The sequence below is a fragment of the Lentilitoribacter sp. JB5-8 genome (assembly GCF_055693385.1).
In genome coordinates, this window is the sequence record NZ_CM146332.1 from 2671577 (window position 1) to 2694105 (window position 22529).

Consider the following 22529-nt stretch of genomic DNA (forward strand, 5'->3'; position numbering starts at 1 on the left):
AATTTTTATCGATCGATTACGTTTTTAAATGATTGATTTTTTTGACAAATTGATCAAAATTTCATTGCCTGAAGAGCAAATATACACAGATTTGTGACTGTGAACGGGCATTGCGCTTGGAAACGGCAAGAATTGCTAATCGAACCGATTAATCCAACAAGCCCTTTTCTTCATAAAAACGCTCGGCCCCAGGATGTAGCGGGATTCCAATACCATAGAGCGCTGAATCAATTGTGATATCTTTGCCCCGTGCATGGCCTACATCCAGCAATTTGCGTGTACTATCGCTCCAAAGCGTGCTGGTAACACCATATATGAGCTCTTCATCTTCATCTGCTGAAGTTATCCAAAGCGCACCGACGGACAAAGTTGCAGTCTCCTCAACCCCCCTATAGGTCCCAGCCGGAATGTTATTCGAGATAAAAAACTCATATTCACTGGTCAAACCATCAGCGGTTGCGCTGTCTATTGGGATAAGTTTTATGTCAACACGGTTCGCCAACTCAGAAATTAGGTCAGTGGGATAACCCGCGACCACAAAGAATGCATCAATTGCGCCTAATCTTAAAGCGTTGGCTGCATCTTTACCGCGCAAACTTCGAGCCTGAAAATCTTCTTCATAAATACCGCTTGCTTCTAAAATAAGATTTGCATCCACCCGGGTACCCGAACCCGGTTCATCAATGGCGACACGTTTGCCTCGAAGGTCTTGTATAGTAGTAATGCCGCTTCTTTTCAAAGTCACAAGCTGAACATGTTCCTCATACAATGCCGCTATCGCTCTTATATTATCTCGAGGTTGCTTCGTTCCTGAAATGCCTGTGCCCGTATACATCCAGTAAGCGATGTCTGATTGGACAAATCCTGAATTTACTCTCCCCTCTGAAACAGCAGTCACATTATCAATTGATCCATTTGACAACACGCTCACAGCAATCAGATTTTTTAGGTTACAATTGCCACCTTTTCCACATGGCAAAGCTTGCGGCGGATTTGAAATAGCATTTGCTAACATGCCGCCCACAGGGTGATAAGTATAACTTGCACCACCCGTTCCAATCGTAAAAATTGTTAGATCGTGGGAGACTGTTGGTGATGAGAATGAAATCACTGATATTACGCTTACCAGCACATAGCGAAAAAATTTTCCAAACGGCACAATCAATTCCCAAACTAAAAAGACTAAGTCGGCGGCCAAAACCAGCGCGCCTGTTTTAAACAATCACACCAAAGACTGTCATAAAACGTGAGAATTATCAAATTTAGCAGAGCGAATTAATATTGCGATGTTGCTGGATTAAGAACCGCTTGGCGGTGGAATATCTGAAGATTGCTTACAACCATCAAGCCACACATCATAAACGGCGTGATCTACCGCGTTCAACCCAGGCGAGTCTGCAAACATCCAACCTGAAAAAATGCGTCTGATTTTGCGATCAAGCGTGATCTCATCGACTTCGACAAAGGTCGTTGTTTTGGGTGCTTCCGTTTCATCGCGTGTATAGCAAACACGCGGTGTAACCTGTAAAGCACCGAACTGCACCGTTTCATCGACATAAACATCAAAAGTGGTGATGCGGCCAGTGATTTTATCGATACCTGAAAACACGGCAACAGGGTTTGTTAAACGTTCCGCAGTGATACTTGGAACGAACATCAAACTTGAAGCGAGTGTGAGGGCTAGAAATTTTGGGCTGAAAAACTGTTTCATAAAATGATTACATCTCGATCGTCTTGTTATCATTGAACCAGTTAAATTGGGCTAAAACGAGGTGATAGCCAATTATATTACGTCAAATTAGCTTCTTGGTGACCATGCATCATAATCGCCAGTAACAGTAGGACGATCAGCAGGGTTTAGCATTGAGCCCTTCGGGCGATAAGCGCCAGCAGTGCCAGTTTTGTTGGCTTCATGCTCAAGCTGCCATTCAAACGGCTCGTAGTCTTCGTCAACAGGTGACACATCTGTCCGGTGGTGCATCCAGCCATGCCAGCCAGCGGGAATTGCTGAAGCTTCTGCGTAACCGTTATAAATCACCCAACGACGTGTGCGACCTTCATCATCTTGCCCACCTTGGTAGTAAACATTACCAAATTCATCTTCACCCACACGTGTGCCTTTGCGCCATGTATGGAAGCGTGTTCCAACTGTTGCGCCGTTCCACCAAGTAAAAAGTCCTAGGAAAAATGATTTCATATCGCCGATTCGCTCTATTGAACTAGTTTGTTTGACTTATGCCGCTTGTATTTTGGGATGTCTAGTGCCGGACAATCATTTAGAGCTGTTTTTCAAACACTAAAGCCTCAAGCCCACCCTCTTCCAAGCGGATATTGGTATTTCTATAGCCAAATCGCTCATAAAAGCCAACAGCTTTTACATTGCGTGCATCAACACCAAGTCGCATGAGCTTGGCTTCAGGAAAGCTCAACTCAACTTCTTCCAACAAATCCCGGCCAACTCCCTGGCGCTGAAAGTCTGGTAGCACGTATAATTGGCTTAAATAGGCAATTCCATCTTCACTTGGCGCCTTTACAAAGGCAACGCCACCAATTGTTTGGCCATCATCTGCGACAACATATTCGGCATTACGATCCTCAAGATTTTGTTTAATTGCATCCACGCTGTGCCAATTCTCACAAATATCATTGATGAAATCTTCGCCATAAATACCATCATATGTATCGTGCCATGTATCTACCAGCACCGGGCGGATTTTATCGATGTCTCTAACAGATGCGGTGCGAATGAAAAACACTATTCAACACCAAGCTTTTCGCGAACGAGCTTTTGAACTGCTTGCGGGTTGGCTTTACCGCCAGTTGCTTTCATCACCTGACCAACAAACCAGCCTGCCAATTGCGGCTTGGCTTTAGCTTTTTCAACCTGTTCTGGATTGTTGGCGATGATCTCATCCACAGCTGCTTCAATTGCACCTGTATCTGTCACCTGCTTCATACCACGCTCTTCAACGATTTGAGCGGGATCACCACCTTCATTAAAGACGATTTCAAACAATTCCTTTGCGATCTTACCGGAAATTGTTTCATCCTGGATCATTGAGATAATTGCACCAAGCTGCTCAGGAGATACAGGACTATCTTCGATTTCCTTGCCAGCTTTGTTCAGTGCACCCAAAAGATCATTGATGATCCAGTTGGCAGCAAGCTTGCCATCGCGACCTTCAGCTACTTTTTCAAAGAAGTTAGCAATTGTTTGTTCGGTCACCAAAATAGAGGCGTCATAAACAGATAGGCCCAAATCATTGACCAAGCGGTCTTTCTTCTCATCCGGAAGCTCTGGCAAATCTTTTGCAAGCGCATCAACATATTCTTGTGAAAACTCAAGCGGTAACAGATCTGGATCTGGGAAATAGCGATAATCATGCGCATCTTCTTTTGAACGCATGGACCGTGTTTCACCTTTGCCTGGGTCAAACAAACGTGTCTCTTGATCAATCACACCACCATTTTCGATGATCGCAATCTGACGACGCGCTTCATATTCAATCGCTTGACCAACAAAACGGATTGAGTTGACGTTTTTAATCTCACAACGCGTTCCAAATTCACCACCTGGCTTACGGACAGATACGTTCACATCAGCACGCATGGAACCTTCATCCATATTGCCGTCACAAGTACCAAGATAACGCAGGATGGTGCGAAGTTTCGTCAAATATGCTTTCGCTTCATCTGCAGAACGCATGTCGGGCTTTGAAACAATTTCCATCAAAGCCACGCCTGAACGATTGAGATCAACATAAGACAATGTTGGGTGTTGATCGTGAATCGATTTGCCCGCATCCTGTTCAAGGTGCAAACGCTCAATACCGATCTCAGTATCTTCAAACTGACCTTGCTTGTCAGGACCGACAGAAATAATGATTGTGCCCTCGCCAACAATCGGATCTTTAAACTGCGAGATCTGATAGCCTTGCGGAAGATCTGGGTAGAAATAGTTTTTACGGTCAAAGATCGAACGGTTGTTAATCTGCGCTTTCAAACCAAGGCCGGTCTTCACCGCTTGGCGAACGCATTCTTCGTTGATCACCGGCAGCATCCCGGGCATCGCTGCATCAACTAGAGACACATTATCATTCTGCGCACGGCCAAATTCAGTCGATGCACCTGAGAATAATTTCGCTTCACTAGTGACCTGAGCATGGACTTCCAAACCAATAATAATTTCCCAGTCGCCTGTGGCGCCTGCAATAAAACGTTTGGCATCTGGTGTGCGTGTATCGACAAGTTCTGGGGCTGTCATTTTAGGACCTTAAAATTGCTTTGGATATTTTCTTTTCTTCGTAAATCAATGCGTAAAAGACTGCAAGCACCCTTGCTTGAAATAAGACAATTACGACAATCTAATCTACAAAATTCATGTCACTGTTTCTTTTGGTTTCAAATCTAATCAATTCGAATTTAATATTTATTTTCAAACGCATAAAACACAATTTTGAATCAAATCATGACCTATGTGAATCTCTTTCTCATCTCCAATGTATCAACTGATTTATCCATTGTGGGGGAGTATGCGGACTTTAATCCGCTGATTGAGTAATCGTGCTTTTTAAAAAACGATAATGCGGGCGCATTTTTTGCATGTGTCTCAAGATGTACTTCATCAAATTCACGATCCTGCGCTTGCTTTTCTAGCTCCAACAGTAAGGCTATCCCGACTCCATGCCGCTGAAAGTTTGGCAAAACCCATAAATCGGTAATTTTGTTTTGCCCCGCTTCCAATGCGGCCCAACCTACAACTTCACCATCTAACTCTGCAGCTATGATTATCGGCCAATACTGCTCGCAAAAGCCGTAGTAAGTGGCTTCTGCTTTTTCTCTAAGATGATTGGTAACCTCACCCGCAGATGCAAAGGCCTGCTCCCAAGCAATCACTCCCAATGCCGCTAATGTGCGTATTTCGGTAGATCTTGCTTGGCGAATTATCAATTGGCATTACCACCATTTATCTGGAGTAAATCGTCCTGCTGCTTGTTCTATCACATGAGCTGTTTTGAACAAACCTTCTTCATCAAATGGCTTACCGATCAGCTGCAATCCAAGTGGAAGCCCCTTCTCATCCAATCCGGCAGGAACAGCAATTCCTGGAAGACCAGCCATGTTTACAGTTACTGTAAAGATATCATTGAGATACATTTTAACCGGATCAGAGGCCATTTCTTTATCGCCGATCGCAAAGGCAGAAGATGGTGTTGCAGGCGTCAGGATCGTATCAATACCTTGCGCAAATGCATTTTCAAAATCGCGCTTAATCAGTGTGCGAACCTTTTGCGCTTTGATGTAATATGCATCGTAATACCCAGCGGACAGCACATAAGTGCCGATCATAATCCGGCGACGAACTTCTGGACCAAAACCTTCCGCACGCGTTTGCTCGTACATGTCTTCGATATTTTTGCCATCAACACGCAATCCGTAACGAACCCCGTCATAACGAGCTAGGTTTGATGAAGCTTCTGCAGGCGCAACAATGTAATAGGCAGGCAGCGCATATTTTGTGTGCGGCAATGAAATATCAACAATCTCAGCACCAGCGTCTTTTAGCCATGCAATACCCTGTTGCCAGAGCTTTTCAATATCATCTGGCATGCCATCCATGCGATATTCTTTTGGAATACCAATCTTCATACCCTTCACAGAACCACCAAGCGCTGCTTCATAATCCGGGACAGGCATATCAACACAAGTTGTATCTTTTGCATCCGTTGACGCCATTGAACGCAGCATAATCGCAGCATCACGCACATCACGCGCAATTGGACCTGCTTGATCAAGCGATGAAGCAAATGCAACAGTACCCCAACGAGAGCAACGCCCGTATGTAGGCTTAATGCCAACTGTACCAGTAAACGCTGCTGGTTGACGAATTGAACCGCCTGTATCTGTTGCAGTTGCACCAGCACAAAGATTTGCAGATACCGCAGAGGCTGAACCACCTGAAGAACCACCAGGAACAAGTGATTCATTTGAATTTTTTGCGCGCCATGGGTTGGTCACCGCACCATAATAGCTTGTCTCGTTTGATGAACCCATGGCAAATTCATCCATGTTGAGCTTACCAAGCATAACGGCACCATCGTCCCACAGGTTTTTAGTCACTGTGGATTCATACTTTGGCTCGAACTTATCTAGAATGTGGCTACAAGCCTGTGTGTGAACACCCTCTGTTGCAAAAAGATCCTTGATACCCAATGGGATACCTTCAAGATTGCCGCCCTCACCTTTTGCAAGCTTTGCGTCCGATGCCGCTGCCATTTCGCGTGCTTTGTCATGGGTGACTTTGATATAAGCATTCAGCTGATCATTGGCACTATCAATGGCTGAAAGATAAGCATCGGTTAGTTCAACAGATGTGATCTCTTTTGATTGAAGTTTCTGCCGTGCTTCGGCGATGGTCAATTGTGTTAGTTCAGTCATCATGCAATCTTTTTATTGTAAAATCTGGAATATCCAGAATCAGGGTAATCTAGAAACGCGCCACAGGTTTGATAGCCATTTCGTTCATATAATCGCCAAGCCAGTTCAAATCCAGGCGCTTCACCTGTTTCAAGCTTTAGTTCTTTTAATTCATTTGACCGGGCCAGATCTTCAATCTCTTTGAGAATTTTAGATCCAATCCGTTCACCTCGATTTTCATCTAACGTGAACATTCGTTTGACTTCACCAAGCTGCGCATCGTGCTGCTTAAGTGCCCCCATTCCAATTGCTTGGTTCGCATCATTTCGTGCGACAAATAAGGTCACCCCCGGTTCGGCCATCTGCTCCACAGTCAACTGAAACTGAAACTCTTTCGGTGTTAAAGGCATCATATATTCGTTCAGCTTTTTAACCAGCGCCCGAATATCATCCTGCAACGGAGTTTCAACTTCAATTCGCAACGTCCAAAATCCTATTCAACAACCTTTGGCACAACAAAGAAATTGTCATCGCTTTCAGGTGCATTGGCAACAATATCGGCAGCTTTTGAACCGTCTGTTACACCATCTTCGCGCTTCTTCATATCCATTGGTGTGACCGACGTCATTGGTTCAACGCCTTCAACATCAACTTCTGAAAGCTGTTCAACAAACCCCAAAATGGCATTAAGTTCGCCTTCCATTTTGCCAAGATTTTCTTCGCTAATGGCAATGCGGGAGAGTTTTGCAACACGCTTAACCGTTGCCTGATCTACTGACATACGTCTACTCCGATGAATTTTTTATATTCTTTTCGCTATAACCCTGCTGAGTGGCAAGGGCAAGAACGTTTTACTGATTATCGCCTTTAAAGCTCAATCGCGGTTCCTGGAACAAGCCTTAATACCTTATCGCCATCTTCACCCAACGCTTCAATGAACTGATCCGCATTTGGAGTTAAGGATGGAAAACTTGAAAAATGACACGGGATGATCGAGCTAAATTTGAAAAATCTCTGACATGCAATCGCAGCGACCGCACTGCCCATCGTATAGCGATCTCCAATTGGAACAATCCCAATATCTGGCTCGTGCAATTCATTGATTAATCCCATATCGGAAAAGATATCTGTATCACCCATATGCAATATGGATGGCGCATCCCTGAAATGAAACATCAACCCATTTGCATTCCCCAAAGCGTGGGACATTCCATCACTGGTTATTTTCGCAGATGAATGCTTGGCATCAACAAAAGTCACGGAAAAATCATCAAAGCCAATCGTACCACCAGTGTTTCCACCTTCAGTCTTCTTAATACCCTGCACATCTTTAAGCCAATTACACAAATCAGCATTTGCAATCACTGTTGCATTTGTTTTGTTGGCAATTTCAACCGTATCGCCCAGATGATCGCCGTGGCCGTGTGTGAGTGCAATATGTGTGACATCATTGGTAACTTGGTCAAAATCGATATCGTCTTTTGGATTTCCTTTAATGAAAGGATCAACAAGTATGACCGTATTATTTAGTTCAAATCTAAATGCTGAATGTCCAAGCCAAGTGAGTTTCACTTTTTCCGTCTCCAATATCGCAAATTCAAGAAAATCAGTATAGACGTGCAGATAACTCAAATTTGGCAGAATCACCATGGCAATTATTGAAATCGAAGATGTTTCCAATCATTTGGAAAAAGGACAGACCCTTATCGGCCTCGATTTGGGGACAAAGACTATCGGAATAGCTATTTCTGATCTTGGTATGAGCTTTGCCAATCCCCGCCCTGTTATCAAACGTCGCAAGTTTAAATTGGATGCTGAAGAACTCATCGAGGTGATGGAGACTGAAAAAGTTGGTGCTGCAATCATTGGCTTGCCATCCAATATGGACGGCTCCCAAGGTCCGCGCGTTCAAGCGACCAAGGCATTTGTATCTAATATGAGTAAATTGACCGACATCCCATTTGTGTTTTGGGATGAACGATTATCAACTGTTGCAGCAGAACGTGCATTAATTGGAATGGATGTGTCTCGCAGCAAGCGCAAAGAGCGCATTGATTCAGCAGCAGCTGCGTTTATTCTTCAAGGCGCTCTTGATAGATTGTTTTCGCTCACAGGCGATAATACTGCATCCTGAGCCGTTTCAAGCACATGATATGGTGATTGAACATTCGCCAAAGACTCAGCTTTTTCTCGTTTAGTGGCACGATAATTTTTCCACCAATTCCGCAAACGACTAAATGGCTTGAAATACACAACAGCGAAAACAAAAATAGTATCAATCAATAGGATACGCGGCAGTGATGCGCGAATGGCATCCACCTCAACACCAGTGACTTTGCTATAGATGCCAAAATAGTTGTCGTTGAATTCGCGGGTTAAGAAAAACAACCCAAAATTAATATCATTCATGGAAAGCACGTGCCACACGGCAAGTAAACCTACGGGTATTCCCCAAAAAATGATCAAATATTTCAACGCACTACCCCAAATATTCTTTGACCGCACATCATGGCAGGCCTTATCCTAGCTTGAAAGGTAATCTAAAACCACAGGTCAAAGCAACGTAAACCATTTGTTAAGGTTAACAGGATTGATCAGATTCACCTGATATCCCACCGATATGCATTGACAGCAACCGTACACGCTCCTATCCAATAAAGCTTCCCAACTTTGAAAGCCGTATTTTGCTTATAATTTTTGAATCCATCCTACCGGTATTTTTAATCGTCGCCTTTGGCGTTGCGCTTAGAAATTGGCGCGTAATTTCTCCAGACTTTTGGCCACATTTCAATAATTTCGGCTTTTACGTCTTATTCCCCGGTTTGATATTTCATTCAATTGTTACAGCCGATTTTTCAACCCTGCCCGTGGGGAAAATCATGTTCGCCAGCGTATTGGCATTTGGATCGATCCCGATATTGATTCTGCTTCTGTGGCCCTATTTTAAGAAAAGTAACGTGAGCAAACCGCAATTTACGTCTATTTTTCAAACGACAACGCGCTGGCATGGATTTATGGCGCTCGCAATTGCCGAAAAGATGTTTGGAAACGAAGGACTGACATTTGTTGCTGTGATCATGCTTGTTATTATTTTACCGATCAACTTCATCAACGTTGCGGTGATGGTGGCATTTGATGATACCCGGCACTCAATTGCATCTTTCGCAAAAAAAATGTTCACAAACCCAATTATTGTAGCTGCAATATTAGCAATTGTGTTCCAAGCATTGGGTATCAAACTCTATGGTCCGATTGAACAAAGCATCGACTTTATCGCCCGTGCATCTTTGGGCATGGGGCTTTTAATGATCGGCGCCGGCTTGAGCATTTATATGATCACCCATCCAAATCTAATCACCATATTCGCTGTTTGCGTAAAGTTGCTTGTGCTCCCAACGATCGCGTTTTTTGTCGGAACTTATTTTAATTTCACGCTTACAGAGCTAACTTTATTTACGATTGCATGCTCTGTACCAACGGCCAATAACGGATATGTGTTGGCTCAAAAAATGGGTGGCGATGCTCCGCTTTATGCATCCATCGCTTCACTACAAGTCGTGGCATCGTTTTTCACAATCCCATTGGTCTTGCTAACGCTCGAAAAGCTCTACCCGTTTATATAGCTTTAATTAGCGGTTTGATGGATATAGGAGTTCTAAAATTCTATGTGCATCGAAACGGCCATCGAGCATGCCATAGCTTGAGCGCCAAGCACCGCCCAAACGCGTTTCCATAAAGGCCTCAGCAATCGGCCCTGCTCCGATACGCTTTAACTCAGAAGCAGCTCCGGATAATGCCAATTGTTCGGTCAGCATACGCGACATGCCTTCATCATTTTCGCAAACCAGCATACAAGCATTTAAAACCTGTTGCGTTCGATCACTCACGGAGCCCAAATCTGACGTCACATCGCGCACAACTGAATCAAACAAATCCCGGCCATGCTTTAAGACGCGCAAAACATCCTTGGTCATTAAGTCACTACCAGTCTCATAAATCAGATTGGTAATCGCATCACGATGATTGCGCCCCAAACTTGAACCTGATGCAAAAGCTGCTGACCCAACACTTTCCATGGTTTCAGAAATAAGCGTTGGTGACGTTTTACAAACCCAATATTTCGCAACAGGCGTCATCAGACGCGCATATGCTGCATCTTCTGGCGAATTTGCGGCTTTGTCGTAAGATTTTGCAACGCGCATCATCAAAGCGGTTGCACCAGCAACATCAAGCGCCATATCTGCAAGCACACGCGGCGCCAAGTCATCTGACATGTGATATGGCTTTTGGCGCCAATAATGCACAGCTTTCGCTAAGCTTGAACGCATTAAACCGGCAGATATGACGGCTATATCGTGCCGAATAAGCGTGATGGCGTCTAATATGGTCCGCATCCCATCACCTTCTTGACCAAGAAGAAAACCAAAGGCGTTATTAAACTTCATCTCAGCTTGTGGATTGGAATGATATCCAACCTGCTCTCGCAGTCTCAAAATCTCAATGTTGTTTTGTGAACTATCCTGCAAAAGGCGTGGCACTAAAAAACAGCTCACCCCAGCATCTGTTTGTGCCAGAACAATAAATGCATCACTCATGGGTGCAGAAACATGCCACTTTTCACCCATGATGCGATAAAGACCTTCGCTTACTCGAGTAGCGCGCGCGTCTATTTGCTCAATTGAACCACCACTTTTTCGCTCACTTACAGCCCAACCAATCAGCAAGCCCGTCTTTTTCGCCGGAGCAATATCCGTACTATCATACATGCGCGATAAGAGTTTATCTGACCAATCACGCCGCAATGCAGGATTTGAAAGGATTAGCGCCAATGAGGCATGCGTCGTGGTGCTTTGTGTTAAATGCCCTGCTTCAAGCCCTGCAGATAAATAAAGGCTCATCGTGCGCATTTGATGGCCAAACCCAGCAGTCTTGCGTTGCGCATCATCCCACACAGAAGCATGTAAACCGTAACTAACTGCTTTGCGCTGTAAAGCATGCCATGCCGGGTGATATTCCACATGATTAAGCTGATCGCCAAAGGTATCGCTGGTACGCAGTTGCGGCTTGATATGATTAGCCAAGCGCGCAAGCTCATCAGCTTCATGTGATCCAGCATATTGTCCCAAAAGCGAAAATTGCGCCTGTGCTGCGCGTGGCATCTGCCCTGAAATATCGCGTAATAACGGATCGGCTTGGAACGTGTTGACGTTAAGCGTCAATGGATCAATTTTAGCTTGCGCCATAGAATTTGACTTTCTGGAATCAAAATATTCCTACAATTTGTATGGGGACAGCGCACAAATGTCACCCCATTTGAGTTGCCCTTTCACTGAAAGCTTTCTATAGAATGCAAAATTCCACGAGATAGAGAGTGCAATCATGTCTTTTCCGCACCGTCACCTGCTTGGTATTAAAGGCTTGTCGGAGCCAGACATTTTCTATTTGCTCGACAAAGCTGAAGAAGCTGTCAAACTTTCACTACAACGCGAAAAGAAAACGTCAACACTTCGCGGTCTGACGCAAATCAACCTGTTTTTTGAAGCTTCTACACGAACACAAGCATCATTTGAGCTCGCCGGCAAAAGACTTGGCGCGGATGTGATGAATATGTCTGTTGGAAATTCGTCCGTCAAAAAAGGTGAAACGCTGGTTGATACGGCAATGACGTTAAATGCCATGCACCCTGATATGCTGGTTGTTCGCCATTCATCTGCGGGCGCTGTGGCTCTTTTAGCGCAAAAAGTAGGCTGTGCTGTGATCAACGCGGGCGATGGCGCGCATGAACATCCAACACAGGCGCTATTAGATGCGCTGACAATCCGGCGCATGAAAGGTACAGTTGGTCGTCTTACCGTTGCCATTTGTGGTGACGTGTTGCATTCACGCGTCGCCAGATCAAACATTTTGCTTTTAAACGCACTTGGTGCGCGCGTACGCATAATTGCACCACGCACCCTGCTCCCCACAGGTATTGAGCAAATGGGGGCAGAAGTCTTCAGCTCCATGAAAGAAGGTTTAAAAGACGCCGATGTCGTTATGATGTTGCGTTTGCAGCGAGAACGCATGGAAGGTGCTTTTGTCCCTTCTGTTCGCGAGTATTTCCGCTTTTTTGGTTTGGATGCAGAAAAACTATCTTATGCAAAAGATGATGCGTTGGTTATGCACCCCGGTCCGATGAATAGAGGTGTCGAGATTGCGTCCGAAATTGCCGATGGTCCGCAAAGCGTGATCGAACAACAAGTTGAAATGGGTGTGGCAGTCCGAATGGCCGTTATGGAAACCCTCATGCTTGCGAGTGGGAGAAACTGATATGACCACACGCGTTTTAGAAAATGTTCGAATTATCGACCCATCACAACAAATGGATGAAACGGGTTCGATTGTCATCGAGAACGGAAAGATTGCAGCAATTGGTGAAAGCGCGCGCAATCAGGGATCGCCTGAAGGTGCTGAGGTTATCAATTGTAACGGTCAAATTGCTGTCCCCGGTTTGGTTGATACCCGTGTGTTCATTGGTGAACCTGGCAGCGAATATCGCGAAACCATTGCTTCCGCCGGTAAAGCGGCCGCAAAAGGTGGCATTACCTCAATTGTCACCATGCCCGATACCAATCCGGTGATTGATGATGTTGCGTTGTTACAATTTATCCAGCGCACCGCGCGCGATACAACAGATATTCATGTGCATCCAGCATCGGCTATGACCAAAGGTCTAAACGGTAAGGAAATGACCGAATTTGGTTTGATGATGGAAGCTGGCGCTGCATGTATCACAGATGGACGCAACACACTGCGCAATGCTGCTGTGATCCGCAGAGCAATGACCTATGCGCGTGATTTTGGCGCCTTGATCGCTTGCGAGACTCAAGATGCTGATTTAGCTGCAGGCGGCATGATGAATGAGGGCTTGCTGGCAAGCTGGTTAGGTTTTTCAGGCATTCCGAAAGAAGCTGAGATCATTCCGCTTGAACGCGATGTCCGCTTGGCTGAATTAACGGGCGCCAATTATCACGCAGCGAAAATCTCAGTTCCGCAATCATCAAAGGTCATTCGCCGCGCAAAAGATAAGAACCTCAATGTCAGTGCAGGTATCTCGATTAATAATCTGACATTGAATGAAGTTGATATCGGCGAATACCGCACATTCTTCAAGTTATCCCCTCCTCTAAGGAGTGAGGAAGAACGCTTAGCGATGGTTGAAGCGCTCGCAGACGGCACCATTGATGTCATTTGTTCATCGCATGACCCGCAGGATGTAGACACTAAGCGTCTGCCCTTCCCGCATGCTGCTGAAGGCGCAATTGGTCTAGAAACGATGCTTGCAGCGGCTTTACGCCTTTATCATGCTGATCAAATCAGCTTAATGCGCTTGATCGAGGTCTTGTCCACAAAACCAGCGGAGCTTTATGGTCTTGATGCGGGATCGCTTCGAGTTGGTTCATCAGCGGATATTACCATTTTTGATCCTGAAATGCCTTGGGTGCATTACAAAGATGAAATTGTATCAAAATCGAAAAATAGTGCCTTCGAGGATGCACGCTTTACCGGAAAAGTGCTTGCAACTATCGTGAACGGGCAGACTATTTACTCGGACCAATAATCACGATATACAACTATTAGGACGTATATGCGTGCATTTAAACTGATTGATTGTTCACATGACTGATATTTTTACATCGCAAACAGCGCTCGTCCTCATCCTGGCATCTTTGTTTGGCTATTTACTTGGATCCATACCATTTGGATTGGTCATCACAAGATTTGCTGGCTTAGGTGATGTACGCAAAATCGGATCTGGAAATATCGGCGCCACAAATGTGTTGCGCACAGGCAATAAAAAGGTCGCTGCCGGTGTACTCATTGCAGATCTATTAAAAGGAACCATTGCCGTTGTCATCGCACAAAACTTTGGTTTAGCTGCAGCCATGCTTGCAGGTCTGTTTGCATTTTTGGGTCATTTGTTCCCTGTATGGCTGAAATTTAAGGGCGGCAAAGGTGTCGCGACATATATTGGTGTGTTGTTGGGCTTGGTTCCGATGGCGGTTCTTGTGTTCGCTGTTGTTTGGCTATCCATCGCCTTCATATTCAAATTTTCGTCTTTAGCCGCGTTATGCGCGCTCACCATCGTACCAATTGCACTTTACATCATGGGTTTTCCAAACATTGCAATCCTATTTGCAATCATGTCCATCATCGCAATTGCCAAACATCATGAAAACATCAGTAGATTACTTGCGGGAACTGAAAGCAAAATAGGTAGCAAGAAAAAATGATCGATCAGCCGTCGCGCGGGATAAAATTAACTGAGCGACAAAAACTATCGTGGCTGCGATTAATCAGAAGCGACAATGTGGGACCTGCAACTTTTCGCGAACTCATCAATAATTGCGGTTCAGCAGAACGTGCAATTGAGATGTTGCCTGAATTATCTCAACGGGGTGGATCTCGACGGAAAATTCGAATTGCAACTGTTTCAGAAGTTGAAATTGAACTCGAAAAAATCGAAAAAATCGGCGCAAAACTAATTGGCATCGGAGAACCTGAATATCCTCGCGCGCTACGACAGATAGATGGTGCCCCACCGCTCATTACAACAAAAGGCAATTTAGGTCTTACCGCACCTCCCTCTGTTGGTATTGTGGGCTCAAGAAATGCGTCCATCACCGGCAGTAAATTTGCCGCAAACCTTGCTTCTGACGTTGTAAAAGCCGGCTACACAATAATATCCGGGTTAGCGCGCGGAATTGACGCCGCTGCACATCAGGCAAGTTTACACAGCAGCGCAACATCGGGAACAATTGCTGCATTGGCAGGTGGAATTGACAAGCCTTACCCACCCGAGAACCTTAATCTTTACAACCAAATCTGTGACGACAAAGGACTTGCAATCACTGAAATGCCCTTTGGATGGAAGCCAATTGCCAGAGATTTTCCACGGCGAAACAGACTGATCGCGGGTGTTTCGCTTGGGCTTGTTGTGGTTGAAGCTGCAAAAAGGTCGGGCTCATTAATCTCTGCACGGCGCGCATCTGATTTTGGACGTTTAGTTTTTGCCGTACCCGGCTCTCCACTTGACCCAAGAGCAGGTGGAACCAATGCGCTTCTCAAAGAAGGTGCTATTTTAACGACGAATGCAAATGATATTCTCGAAGCACTCGCACCGATCTCGCAAATTGACGAAATCAACTACCCAATTATCGAAGAAAAAGAGGATCAGGTCGAGAACCCGGAGCCTCCAGATGAAAATGCGCGATCAATCATAATCAACGCCATGGGTGCAACACCAGTTGAAATCGACGATATTATTAGACATACAGGTTACCCTGCCCAGACGGTATATTTAGTGTTACTAGAACTTGACCTTGCAGGCCGCCTGCAACGCCACTCAGGAGGCCTTGTATCCCTTATTCTGCAAACCTGAATTTAAGGGTCTTGAATGAGATAAAATATCACCGCATTCGATATACGCCATTTCAATCAAATAACTGAGCATATCCGCACCTTCTGCTTCTGCAACTGTACGCAATTCGCCCAGCATGTCACGGACATAAATAAGGTTATTATGCGCTTTGGGAACATCGCCTGAATTTGCTGCATTATCATTATTTGGCAATTCTCAATTCCTTTAAGCGGCCTTGCGCGGGCGTCATGTACGCCGCATCAGATTATGACTATTATCCTAATGGGTTTAATTTAAGATTGCAATATTTATCTTGTCGCTTTTTAGTTGCATTACGTTGTATTGAACAAGAAATTCTCAAAAAAGCTTGACCAAATGCCGTTCAATGTCCATGTGCTAAGCCAAATCATTGAAAAACACATAATTTGTAAAGTGCGAAAATAAGTATGAATGTAGTTGTCGTAGAATCTCCTGCAAAAGCAAAGACCATCAACAAATACCTAGGTTCTGATTACACGGTACTGGCATCTTTTGGTCATGTCAGAGATTTGCCAGCAAAAGATGGATCGGTAAATCCAGACGAAGATTTTGCGATGCTTTGGGAAGTCGACACAGCATCAAATAAGCGTCTAAAGGATATTTCTACAGCGCTTAAAGGTGCGGATACTTTATTTCTCGCAACTGACCCCGACCGCGAAGGTGAAGCCATTTCTTGGCACGTTTTAGATGTGTTGGAGAAGAAAAAAGCGCTCAAGGGAAAGAACGTAAAACGTGTTGTTTTCAATGCGATAACGAAAAAATCAGTTCTCGATGCGATGGCACAGCCACGCGATATTGATACCCCACTTGTTGACGCTTATCTTGCACGTCGCGCCCTTGATTATCTTGTTGGATTTAACTTATCGCCTGTTTTGTGGCGCAAACTCCCAGGCGCACGTTCAGCTGGTCGTGTACAATCAGTTGCATTGCGTTTGATTTGCGATCGCGAAACGGAAATTGAGCGTTTTATCAAAGACGAGTATTGGCAAATTGCAGCGGAGCTTAAAACACCGCGCAATGACAAATTTACAGCGCGTCTAACTGTTTTTGACGGTGATAAATTACAGAAATTATCCATCGAGAACAGCGAATCGGCTGACAAAATGAAGCAAATGTTGGAAAGCGCTTCATTTAATATTGGCAAAGTTGAAGCGAAACCAACACGCAGAAATCCATCGCCTCCGTTTACAACATCAACGCTGCAACAGGCTGCATCGTCAAAATTAGGCTTTAATGCTTCGCGCACAATGCAGGTTGCTCAAAAGCTTTATGAGGGTATTGAAATTGGCGGTGAAACTGCTGGTCTAATTACCTATATGCGTACCGATGGTGTTCAGATGGCGCCTGAAGCGATTGAAGCATCGCGGAGCGCAATCAAGGCGCAATTTGGCGATAGATATTGCCCAGATAAGGCGCGTCATTACGAAACAAAAGCAAAGAACGCGCAAGAGGCTCACGAAGCGGTACGTCCGACAAGCTTTGAACGCACACCTGACCAGGTTAAAAAATTCCTCGATGCTGATCAATTCAAGCTCTATGACCTGATTTGGAAGCGCGCAATTGCCAGCCAAATGGCATCGGCAGAAATCGAGCGCACAGCCGTTGATGTAATTGCGACAAATGGCGGACAATCAGCCACCTTACGCGCTAATGGTTCTGTCATTCGCTTTGATGGTTTCATCGCAGCTTATAGCGATCACAAAGACGATAGCGAAGGCAAATCAGATGATAAGGCAGATGATGCACGCCTACCTCTGATTAATCAGGGTGAAGATGCTGCGCGCGAGAAGATCAATGCGACGCAACACTTTACTGAACCGCCACCTCGTTACTCAGAGGCGTCGCTTATTAAAAAGATGGAAGAGCTTGGTATTGGCCGCCCTTCAACATATGCATCGACATTGGCAACTTTGTCTAACCGCGAATATGTCAAATCAGAACAACGCAAATTAATCCCGGAACCAAAAGGCCGCCTTGTGACAGCCTTCCTGGGCAACTTCTTTGATCGCTATGTTGAATTTGGGTTCACCGCCGATCTTGAAAATAAACTCGACCGCATCTCAGCAGGCGAATTGCAGTGGAAAGATGTTTTGCGTGAATTCTGGAACGAATTTCAAACCCATGTAGAAGGCACAAAAGAGCTGCGTGTTACCAATGTTCTTGATGCGCTGAATGAAGAGCTTGCAGAGCTTGCCTTCCCTGATCGTGGCGATGGCATGAACCCACGCATCTGCCCGACATGTGGTGAGGGTAATCTATCTCTTAAGCTTGGTCGTTATGGTGCATTTGTTGGTTGTTCCAATTATCCAGAATGTAAGTTTACCCGCCAATTGTCCAAGGATGCAGATGGTGAAAACCAAGCAGCGGTTTCAAACGAGCCACAAACGCTTGGTAAAGATCCAAATACCGATGAAGATATCACGTTGCGTTCTGGCCGTTTTGGGCCTTATGTTCAGCGCGGCGAAGGCAAGGAAGCAAAACGTTCTAGCCTGCCAAAAGGTTGGGCACCTGAAACGATTGATTATGAGCGCGCAATGGCTTTGATTTCTCTGCCAAGAGATATCGGCCCTCACCCGGAATCAGGCAAAATGATTTCAAGTGGCTTGGGTCGTTATGGACCATTTATTTTACATGACGGCATGTATGCGAATTTAGAATCAATTGAAGATGTTTTCACAATTGGTCTTAACCGGGCGGTGACTGTGATTGCAGAAAAAGCAGCCGCAGGTCCTGGTCGAGGCAGAAAAGCTGCGACGGCTCTTAAGGAATTGGGCGAACACCCAGATGGCGGCAAGATTGCTGTCATGGATGGACGGTATGGCCCATATGTGAAGTGGGAAAAGATCAACGCCACTTTGCCAAACGGTACTGATCCGCAAGGCGTGACACTTGAACAAGGTATCGAGCTCGTCAACGCAAAAGCTGCGACGAAGGGTAAGAAAAAAGCCGCTCCAAAGAAAAAGCCAGCTGCAAAGAAGAAGACTGCAGCCAAGAAACCAGCAGCAAAGAAAACAGCTGCAAAATCAAAAGCTGAGGAATAGATTTGGCAAAAACGCCAAGGTTTGCACGCTCTAAGTCAACGAAACAAAAAACAAATAAGAATAATGACTTAGCCAATAGTCCTAAAGTAAAAAATGGTAAGCCGCCGCTTGAAAAAGCGGCGATCTTACGTTTTATATCCGAGTTTCCTGATTTAGCGTCAAAGCGCGAAATAGCAAAGGCATTTGGTGTTAAAGGCGATGAGCGCGCGGTTTTAAAAGACATCCTGCGTGAAATGGCTGACGAAGGTTTGCTAAGCGGTACGCGCAAGAAAATTTCGCGCCCTGGGAAAATGCCGTCCGTTTCAACACTGGATATTGTATCGCGCGATAACGATGGTGATTTAATCGGACGACCAACACAATGGCGTGATGAAGATGGAACCGCACCAGCCGTTCTTATTCGCCAAATGTCGCAAAAATCCCGCACCGGAGGATCTAAATCCAAAACAACAGGACCGACCGCAGGTCTTGGCGACAAGGTTCTAGCGCGTATCTTCCCAAATGATAACCGAGAAGGCCCCGCTTATATCGGCAAGGTTATGAAAGTGCTCGATCGTCAGAAATCAAGCACCATGGGCATTTATCGCGAAAATGAAGATGGCGAAAATAGCGGCGGCCGTGTTCTGCCCATTGATCGCAAAAACAAAGAATATGCCATCGCTCCTGATATGACAGGTGGTGCCAAACATGGTGATTTGGTGGAGGTGCAATCCATCCACACAAACCGAGTTGGCCTGCCACATGCTAAAATCATAAATGTCGTTGGTTCAATCGCTTCTGAAAAAGCGATCACAATGATTGCGGTTCATGATCGCGGTATTCCGCATATCTTCCCGCAAACTGTTTTAGATGCTGCAGAAGAAGCAAAACCTGCGGACATGAAAAAGCGCGAAGATTGGCGCGAACTGCCGCTAATTACGATCGATCCTGCTACAGCTAAAGATCACGATGATGCGGTTTACGCACATATGGACGACAATCCCGCCAACGAAGGCGGTGCGGTTTTATATGTCGCTATCGCTGATGTATCTTATTATGTAAGACCAGATAGCCCTATGGATCGTGAAGCACGGATTAGAGGAAACTCTGTTTATTTCCCTGATCGGGTGATCCCAATGCTCCCAGAACGCATTAGTAACGATTTGTGCTCACTTAAAGAAGGTGTAGACCGCCCTGCTCTGGCCACCAAAATCATTTTCAATGCAGAAGGCCGCAAGGTCAGTCATTCGTTCCACCGCATTATGATGCGAAGTGCTGCAAGCCTCGCTTATGAACAGGCACAAGAGGCGATTGATGGCAATCCGGATGCGCAAGCGGGTGAAATACTCGAAAGCGTCCTGAAGCCTTTATGGGCAACATACGCGATTATGAAAATTGGACGCGATCGCAGGCAACCGCTTGATCTTGATCTGCCCGAACGTCGCATCATTTTAGATGACGAAGGCAAAGTGGATCACATTCACGTGCCCGACAGACTAGACGCACATAAACTGATTGAAGAATGTATGATCCAGGCAAATGTTGCGGCAGCGGAAGCTCTGGAAAGCAAACGCCAAGCATTGATCTACCGCGTACATGAAGAGCCATCCCTATCCAAGCAGGAAGCTCTGCGTGAGTTTTTGGCAACCTTGGACATTTCCCTCGCGAAAGGTGGCCACCTCCGCGCCAATCACTTCAATGGTATCCTGGCGAATGTGAAGGACAAACCAACAGAAACCATGGTCAATGAGATGGTGTTGCGCTCGCAGAGCCAAGCGATCTATCATCCTGAGAACCAAGGACATTTTGGCTTGAACTTGCGTAAGTATGCGCATTTCACATCCCCTATTCGCAGATATGCAGACTTAATTGTCCACCGCGCGCTTGTAGGATCACATGGTTTGGGTGAAGGCGGGATCACGCCGGACGAAGAAGCAGCGCTTGAACTTATTGCGGAAGATATTTCCGACTTTGAACGACGCGCATCAGGCGCAGAGCGAGATACGCAAGATCGCTTAATCGCTCATCATTTGGCAGAAAAAATCGGCGTTGAATTCCGTGGTCGAATTGCCGGCGTCACCAAATCAGGACTTTTTGTCTCGTTGCCAGAATACGGTGCAGATGGTTTTATACCAATATCAACGTTGGGAACTGATTATTATTTTTATGACGAAGCTCACCAGGCATTAACCGGCGAAAGAACGGGTCTTGGGTTTCGATTGGGAGACGAAGTAGACGTACGATTAGCCGAGGCAATTCCACTTGCTGGAGCTTTGAGATTTGAAATGCTGAGTAAGGGCGAAAAAATGCCAACCGGAACACGTTCTTTCCATAAGGGAAAGAAAAACCGATCGGCAGCGCGTCCATCCTTTAAAAAAGGACGTAAATCTCGGCGCAGAAAATGAGATGTTAAATGACTGAAACTGAAGTCTATCAAAATCACGGCCAAAAAGACGAACGGCCAACAAAACTTGCAATGAAACGCGGGTTTGCATCACGCTGCCCTTGCTGTGGCGAAGGCAAGTTGTTCGATAAGTTTGTTAAAGTTACACCACAATGCAGAAACTGCGGCGAAGAATTGCATCACCACCGCGCGGACGATCTGCCTGCTTACTTGGTGATTCTTATTATCGGTCACATAGTCGTTGCTGCATTTATGATGACAGACATGGTCTTTAAGCTTGCGGATTGGCAGCATTTGTTAATCTGGATCCCAATCACAACGGTTTTGTCTTTGGCGCTTCTTCAGCCGGTTAAAGGTGCTGTTGTGGGTCTGCAATGGGCACTACGCATGCATGGTTTTGGTGACCAGCCAGACTATGATGATAGTGCTGCCCTTAAAGAGCACTAAACCTATTATATCCCATTGAGCACGATTTCGACACCTCAAGGCAAACCAAAAGCGCTGCGTCCTAAAGATGCAGCAACAATAATGCTGATTGATCGGCAGAACTTGCGCGTTTTGATGGGTAAAAGATCAAGTAAACATGTGTTCATGCCCGATCTATATGTGTTCCCTGGTGGTCGCCGCGATAAATATGACTGGCGGCTTCCCGTAAGCACCCCCTTACGGGATGAAGTTGTATCGCACCTACTTAATGACACGTCGCAAAAATTCACAAAATCAACCGCTACTGCATTGGCGCTTGCCGCCGCGCGGGAGTTGTTAGAAGAAACCAGCATAGACGTACGAGATCATGCTGGATTCAACCTTCAGAACTTTAGATATTTCGCCCGTGCGATTACCCCTATCGGCCAGGCTCGGCGCTTTGATACACGATTTTTTGTAAGCTTTTGCGATGAATTAGACATCGATACTTCTCGCGCAAAAGATAGCGATGAACTGATTGATTTACGCTGGGTCGATATCCATCGGCCTGAAGATCATCCCATGCCGATGATCACATCCAAAATTCTAAACCAGCTTAAACTCAGAATAAAACAATCGGGTGATCTTGAGTTTGATACACCACCTTATTTTTACAACAAGATATAATTATTCAAACACAACATCGTATAAACACTATGCGCAGGCCGTATTTTGCCAATTTCATTCTCCAAAGGGCTTGACTTTTGAGGCTTAATTTGTAATTTCGCGTCAACTATGCCGTAGATTGCAAATATCATCTGCGGCTTCATTTTTTAAAGAAGGT

23 protein-coding genes are annotated in these 22529 nt (G+C 45.4%); 10 read left to right on the forward strand and 13 right to left on the reverse strand.

All coding sequences use genetic code 11. The annotated features are described in order from the left end of the window. Nucleotides 1-148: 148 nt before the first annotated feature. The 10 genes from ACZ1GZ_RS13125 to ACZ1GZ_RS13170 all read right to left on the reverse strand — a co-directional run bounded on the left by ACZ1GZ_RS13125 (nt 149) and on the right by ACZ1GZ_RS13170 (nt 7989). Nucleotides 149-1198: a TAXI family TRAP transporter solute-binding subunit gene (locus tag ACZ1GZ_RS13125; RefSeq protein ID WP_472665328.1), complete on the reverse strand. Its 1050-nt coding sequence runs from the start codon at nt 1196-1198 to the stop codon at nt 149-151. Between the two features lie 99 nt (nt 1199-1297). Next, nucleotides 1298-1744, reverse strand: coding sequence for a DUF2155 domain-containing protein (locus tag ACZ1GZ_RS13130; protein WP_472665329.1), 447 nt, complete (start codon nt 1742-1744; stop codon nt 1298-1300). A 54-nt stretch (nt 1745-1798) separates the two neighbouring features. Next, complete coding sequence (locus tag ACZ1GZ_RS13135) at nt 1799-2197, reverse strand: NADH:ubiquinone oxidoreductase subunit NDUFA12 (protein ID WP_472665330.1); 399 nt, start codon at nt 2195-2197, stop codon at nt 1799-1801. Between the two features lie 79 nt (nt 2198-2276). After that, nucleotides 2277-2756: a GNAT family N-acetyltransferase gene (locus ACZ1GZ_RS13140; RefSeq protein WP_472665331.1), complete on the reverse strand. Its 480-nt coding sequence runs from the start codon at nt 2754-2756 to the stop codon at nt 2277-2279. After that, entirely contained in the window at nt 2756-4264 is a 1509-nt protein-coding gene (gene gatB, locus ACZ1GZ_RS13145; protein ID WP_472665332.1) for an Asp-tRNA(Asn)/Glu-tRNA(Gln) amidotransferase subunit GatB, read from the reverse strand. Before gatB ends, ACZ1GZ_RS13140 begins: the two co-directional genes overlap by 1 nt. Nucleotides 4265-4473: 209 nt before the next feature. After that, nucleotides 4474-4950, reverse strand: coding sequence for a GNAT family N-acetyltransferase (locus tag ACZ1GZ_RS13150; protein ID WP_472665333.1), 477 nt, complete (start codon nt 4948-4950; stop codon nt 4474-4476). A gap of 6 nt (nt 4951-4956) precedes the next feature. Beyond that, the gene (gatA, locus tag ACZ1GZ_RS13155; RefSeq protein ID WP_472665334.1) at nt 4957-6438 is read right to left on the reverse strand and encodes an Asp-tRNA(Asn)/Glu-tRNA(Gln) amidotransferase subunit GatA; all 1482 of its coding nucleotides are present in this window, start codon (nt 6436-6438) and stop codon (nt 4957-4959) included. Then, complete coding sequence (locus tag ACZ1GZ_RS13160; protein ID WP_472665335.1) at nt 6438-6899, reverse strand: GNAT family N-acetyltransferase; 462 nt, start codon at nt 6897-6899, stop codon at nt 6438-6440. Before ACZ1GZ_RS13160 ends, gatA begins: the two co-directional genes overlap by 1 nt. Nucleotides 6900-6910: 11 nt before the next feature. Further along, nucleotides 6911-7198 carry an Asp-tRNA(Asn)/Glu-tRNA(Gln) amidotransferase subunit GatC gene (gene gatC, locus ACZ1GZ_RS13165; RefSeq protein ID WP_472665336.1) on the reverse strand — a complete coding sequence of 96 codons (288 nt, stop codon included), beginning with the start codon at nt 7196-7198 and terminating at the stop codon, nt 6911-6913. Nucleotides 7199-7284: 86 nt separating this feature from the next. Beyond that, complete coding sequence (locus tag ACZ1GZ_RS13170; RefSeq protein ID WP_472665337.1) at nt 7285-7989, reverse strand: metal-dependent hydrolase; 705 nt, start codon at nt 7987-7989, stop codon at nt 7285-7287. A 76-nt stretch (nt 7990-8065) separates the two neighbouring features. On the opposite strand from ACZ1GZ_RS13170, the gene ruvX reads away from it, so the two are divergent. Then, the gene (gene ruvX, locus ACZ1GZ_RS13175; protein ID WP_472665338.1) at nt 8066-8551 is read left to right on the forward strand and encodes a Holliday junction resolvase RuvX; all 486 of its coding nucleotides are present in this window, start codon (nt 8066-8068) and stop codon (nt 8549-8551) included. On the opposite strand, the gene ACZ1GZ_RS13180 is transcribed toward ruvX, so the two are convergent. Further along, nucleotides 8497-8922, reverse strand: coding sequence for a DUF6105 family protein (locus ACZ1GZ_RS13180; protein ID WP_472665339.1), 426 nt, complete (start codon nt 8920-8922; stop codon nt 8497-8499). The genes ruvX and ACZ1GZ_RS13180 overlap by 55 nt on opposite strands. A gap of 179 nt (nt 8923-9101) precedes the next feature. On the opposite strand from ACZ1GZ_RS13180, the gene ACZ1GZ_RS13185 reads away from it, so the two are divergent. Beyond that, entirely contained in the window at nt 9102-10040 is a 939-nt protein-coding gene (locus ACZ1GZ_RS13185; RefSeq protein ID WP_472665340.1) for an AEC family transporter, read from the forward strand. Nucleotides 10041-10046: 6 nt separating this feature from the next. Here the strand turns inward: ACZ1GZ_RS13185 and ACZ1GZ_RS13190 are convergent, their stop codons facing one another. Beyond that, complete coding sequence (locus ACZ1GZ_RS13190; protein ID WP_472665341.1) at nt 10047-11660, reverse strand: acyl-CoA dehydrogenase family protein; 1614 nt, start codon at nt 11658-11660, stop codon at nt 10047-10049. 133 nt (nt 11661-11793) lie between these two features. Here ACZ1GZ_RS13190 and ACZ1GZ_RS13195 point away from each other — a divergent pair, with 133 nt between their 5' ends. From ACZ1GZ_RS13195 to dprA, 4 genes are read left to right on the forward strand one after another with little or no spacing between them, the layout of a single operon-like run. Next, a complete protein-coding gene (locus ACZ1GZ_RS13195; protein WP_472668303.1) occupies nt 11794-12726 on the forward strand; it encodes an aspartate carbamoyltransferase catalytic subunit in 933 nt (310 codons plus the stop codon). Nucleotide 12727: 1 nt separating this feature from the next. Next, a complete protein-coding gene (locus ACZ1GZ_RS13200; RefSeq protein WP_472665342.1) occupies nt 12728-14017 on the forward strand; it encodes a dihydroorotase in 1290 nt (429 codons plus the stop codon). A 58-nt stretch (nt 14018-14075) separates the two neighbouring features. After that, nucleotides 14076-14690 carry a glycerol-3-phosphate 1-O-acyltransferase PlsY gene (gene plsY, locus ACZ1GZ_RS13205; RefSeq protein WP_472665343.1) on the forward strand — a complete coding sequence of 205 codons (615 nt, stop codon included), beginning with the start codon at nt 14076-14078 and terminating at the stop codon, nt 14688-14690. After that, complete coding sequence (gene dprA, locus ACZ1GZ_RS13210; protein WP_472665344.1) at nt 14687-15838, forward strand: DNA-processing protein DprA; 1152 nt, start codon at nt 14687-14689, stop codon at nt 15836-15838. The genes plsY and dprA overlap by 4 nt, the downstream gene beginning before the upstream one ends. On the opposite strand, the gene ACZ1GZ_RS13215 is transcribed toward dprA, so the two are convergent. Next, nucleotides 15803-16030: a hypothetical protein gene (locus ACZ1GZ_RS13215; RefSeq protein ID WP_472665345.1), complete on the reverse strand. Its 228-nt coding sequence runs from the start codon at nt 16028-16030 to the stop codon at nt 15803-15805. The genes dprA and ACZ1GZ_RS13215 overlap by 36 nt on opposite strands. Before the next feature lie 233 nt (nt 16031-16263). On the opposite strand from ACZ1GZ_RS13215, the gene topA reads away from it, so the two are divergent. From topA to ACZ1GZ_RS13235, 4 genes are read left to right on the forward strand one after another with little or no spacing between them, the layout of a single operon-like run. Next, the gene (topA, locus tag ACZ1GZ_RS13220) at nt 16264-18897 is read left to right on the forward strand and encodes a type I DNA topoisomerase (RefSeq protein ID WP_472665346.1); all 2634 of its coding nucleotides are present in this window, start codon (nt 16264-16266) and stop codon (nt 18895-18897) included. A 2-nt stretch (nt 18898-18899) separates the two neighbouring features. Next, nucleotides 18900-21281 (forward strand): ribonuclease R, encoded by a 2382-nt coding sequence (rnr, locus tag ACZ1GZ_RS13225; protein ID WP_472665347.1) that lies wholly within the window; start codon nt 18900-18902, stop codon nt 21279-21281. 8 nt (nt 21282-21289) lie between these two features. Then, nucleotides 21290-21727 carry a DUF983 domain-containing protein gene (locus ACZ1GZ_RS13230; protein ID WP_472665348.1) on the forward strand — a complete coding sequence of 146 codons (438 nt, stop codon included), beginning with the start codon at nt 21290-21292 and terminating at the stop codon, nt 21725-21727. A 15-nt stretch (nt 21728-21742) separates the two neighbouring features. Beyond that, a complete protein-coding gene (locus ACZ1GZ_RS13235) occupies nt 21743-22372 on the forward strand; it encodes an NUDIX domain-containing protein (RefSeq protein WP_472665349.1) in 630 nt (209 codons plus the stop codon). Nucleotides 22373-22529 lie beyond the last annotated feature (157 nt).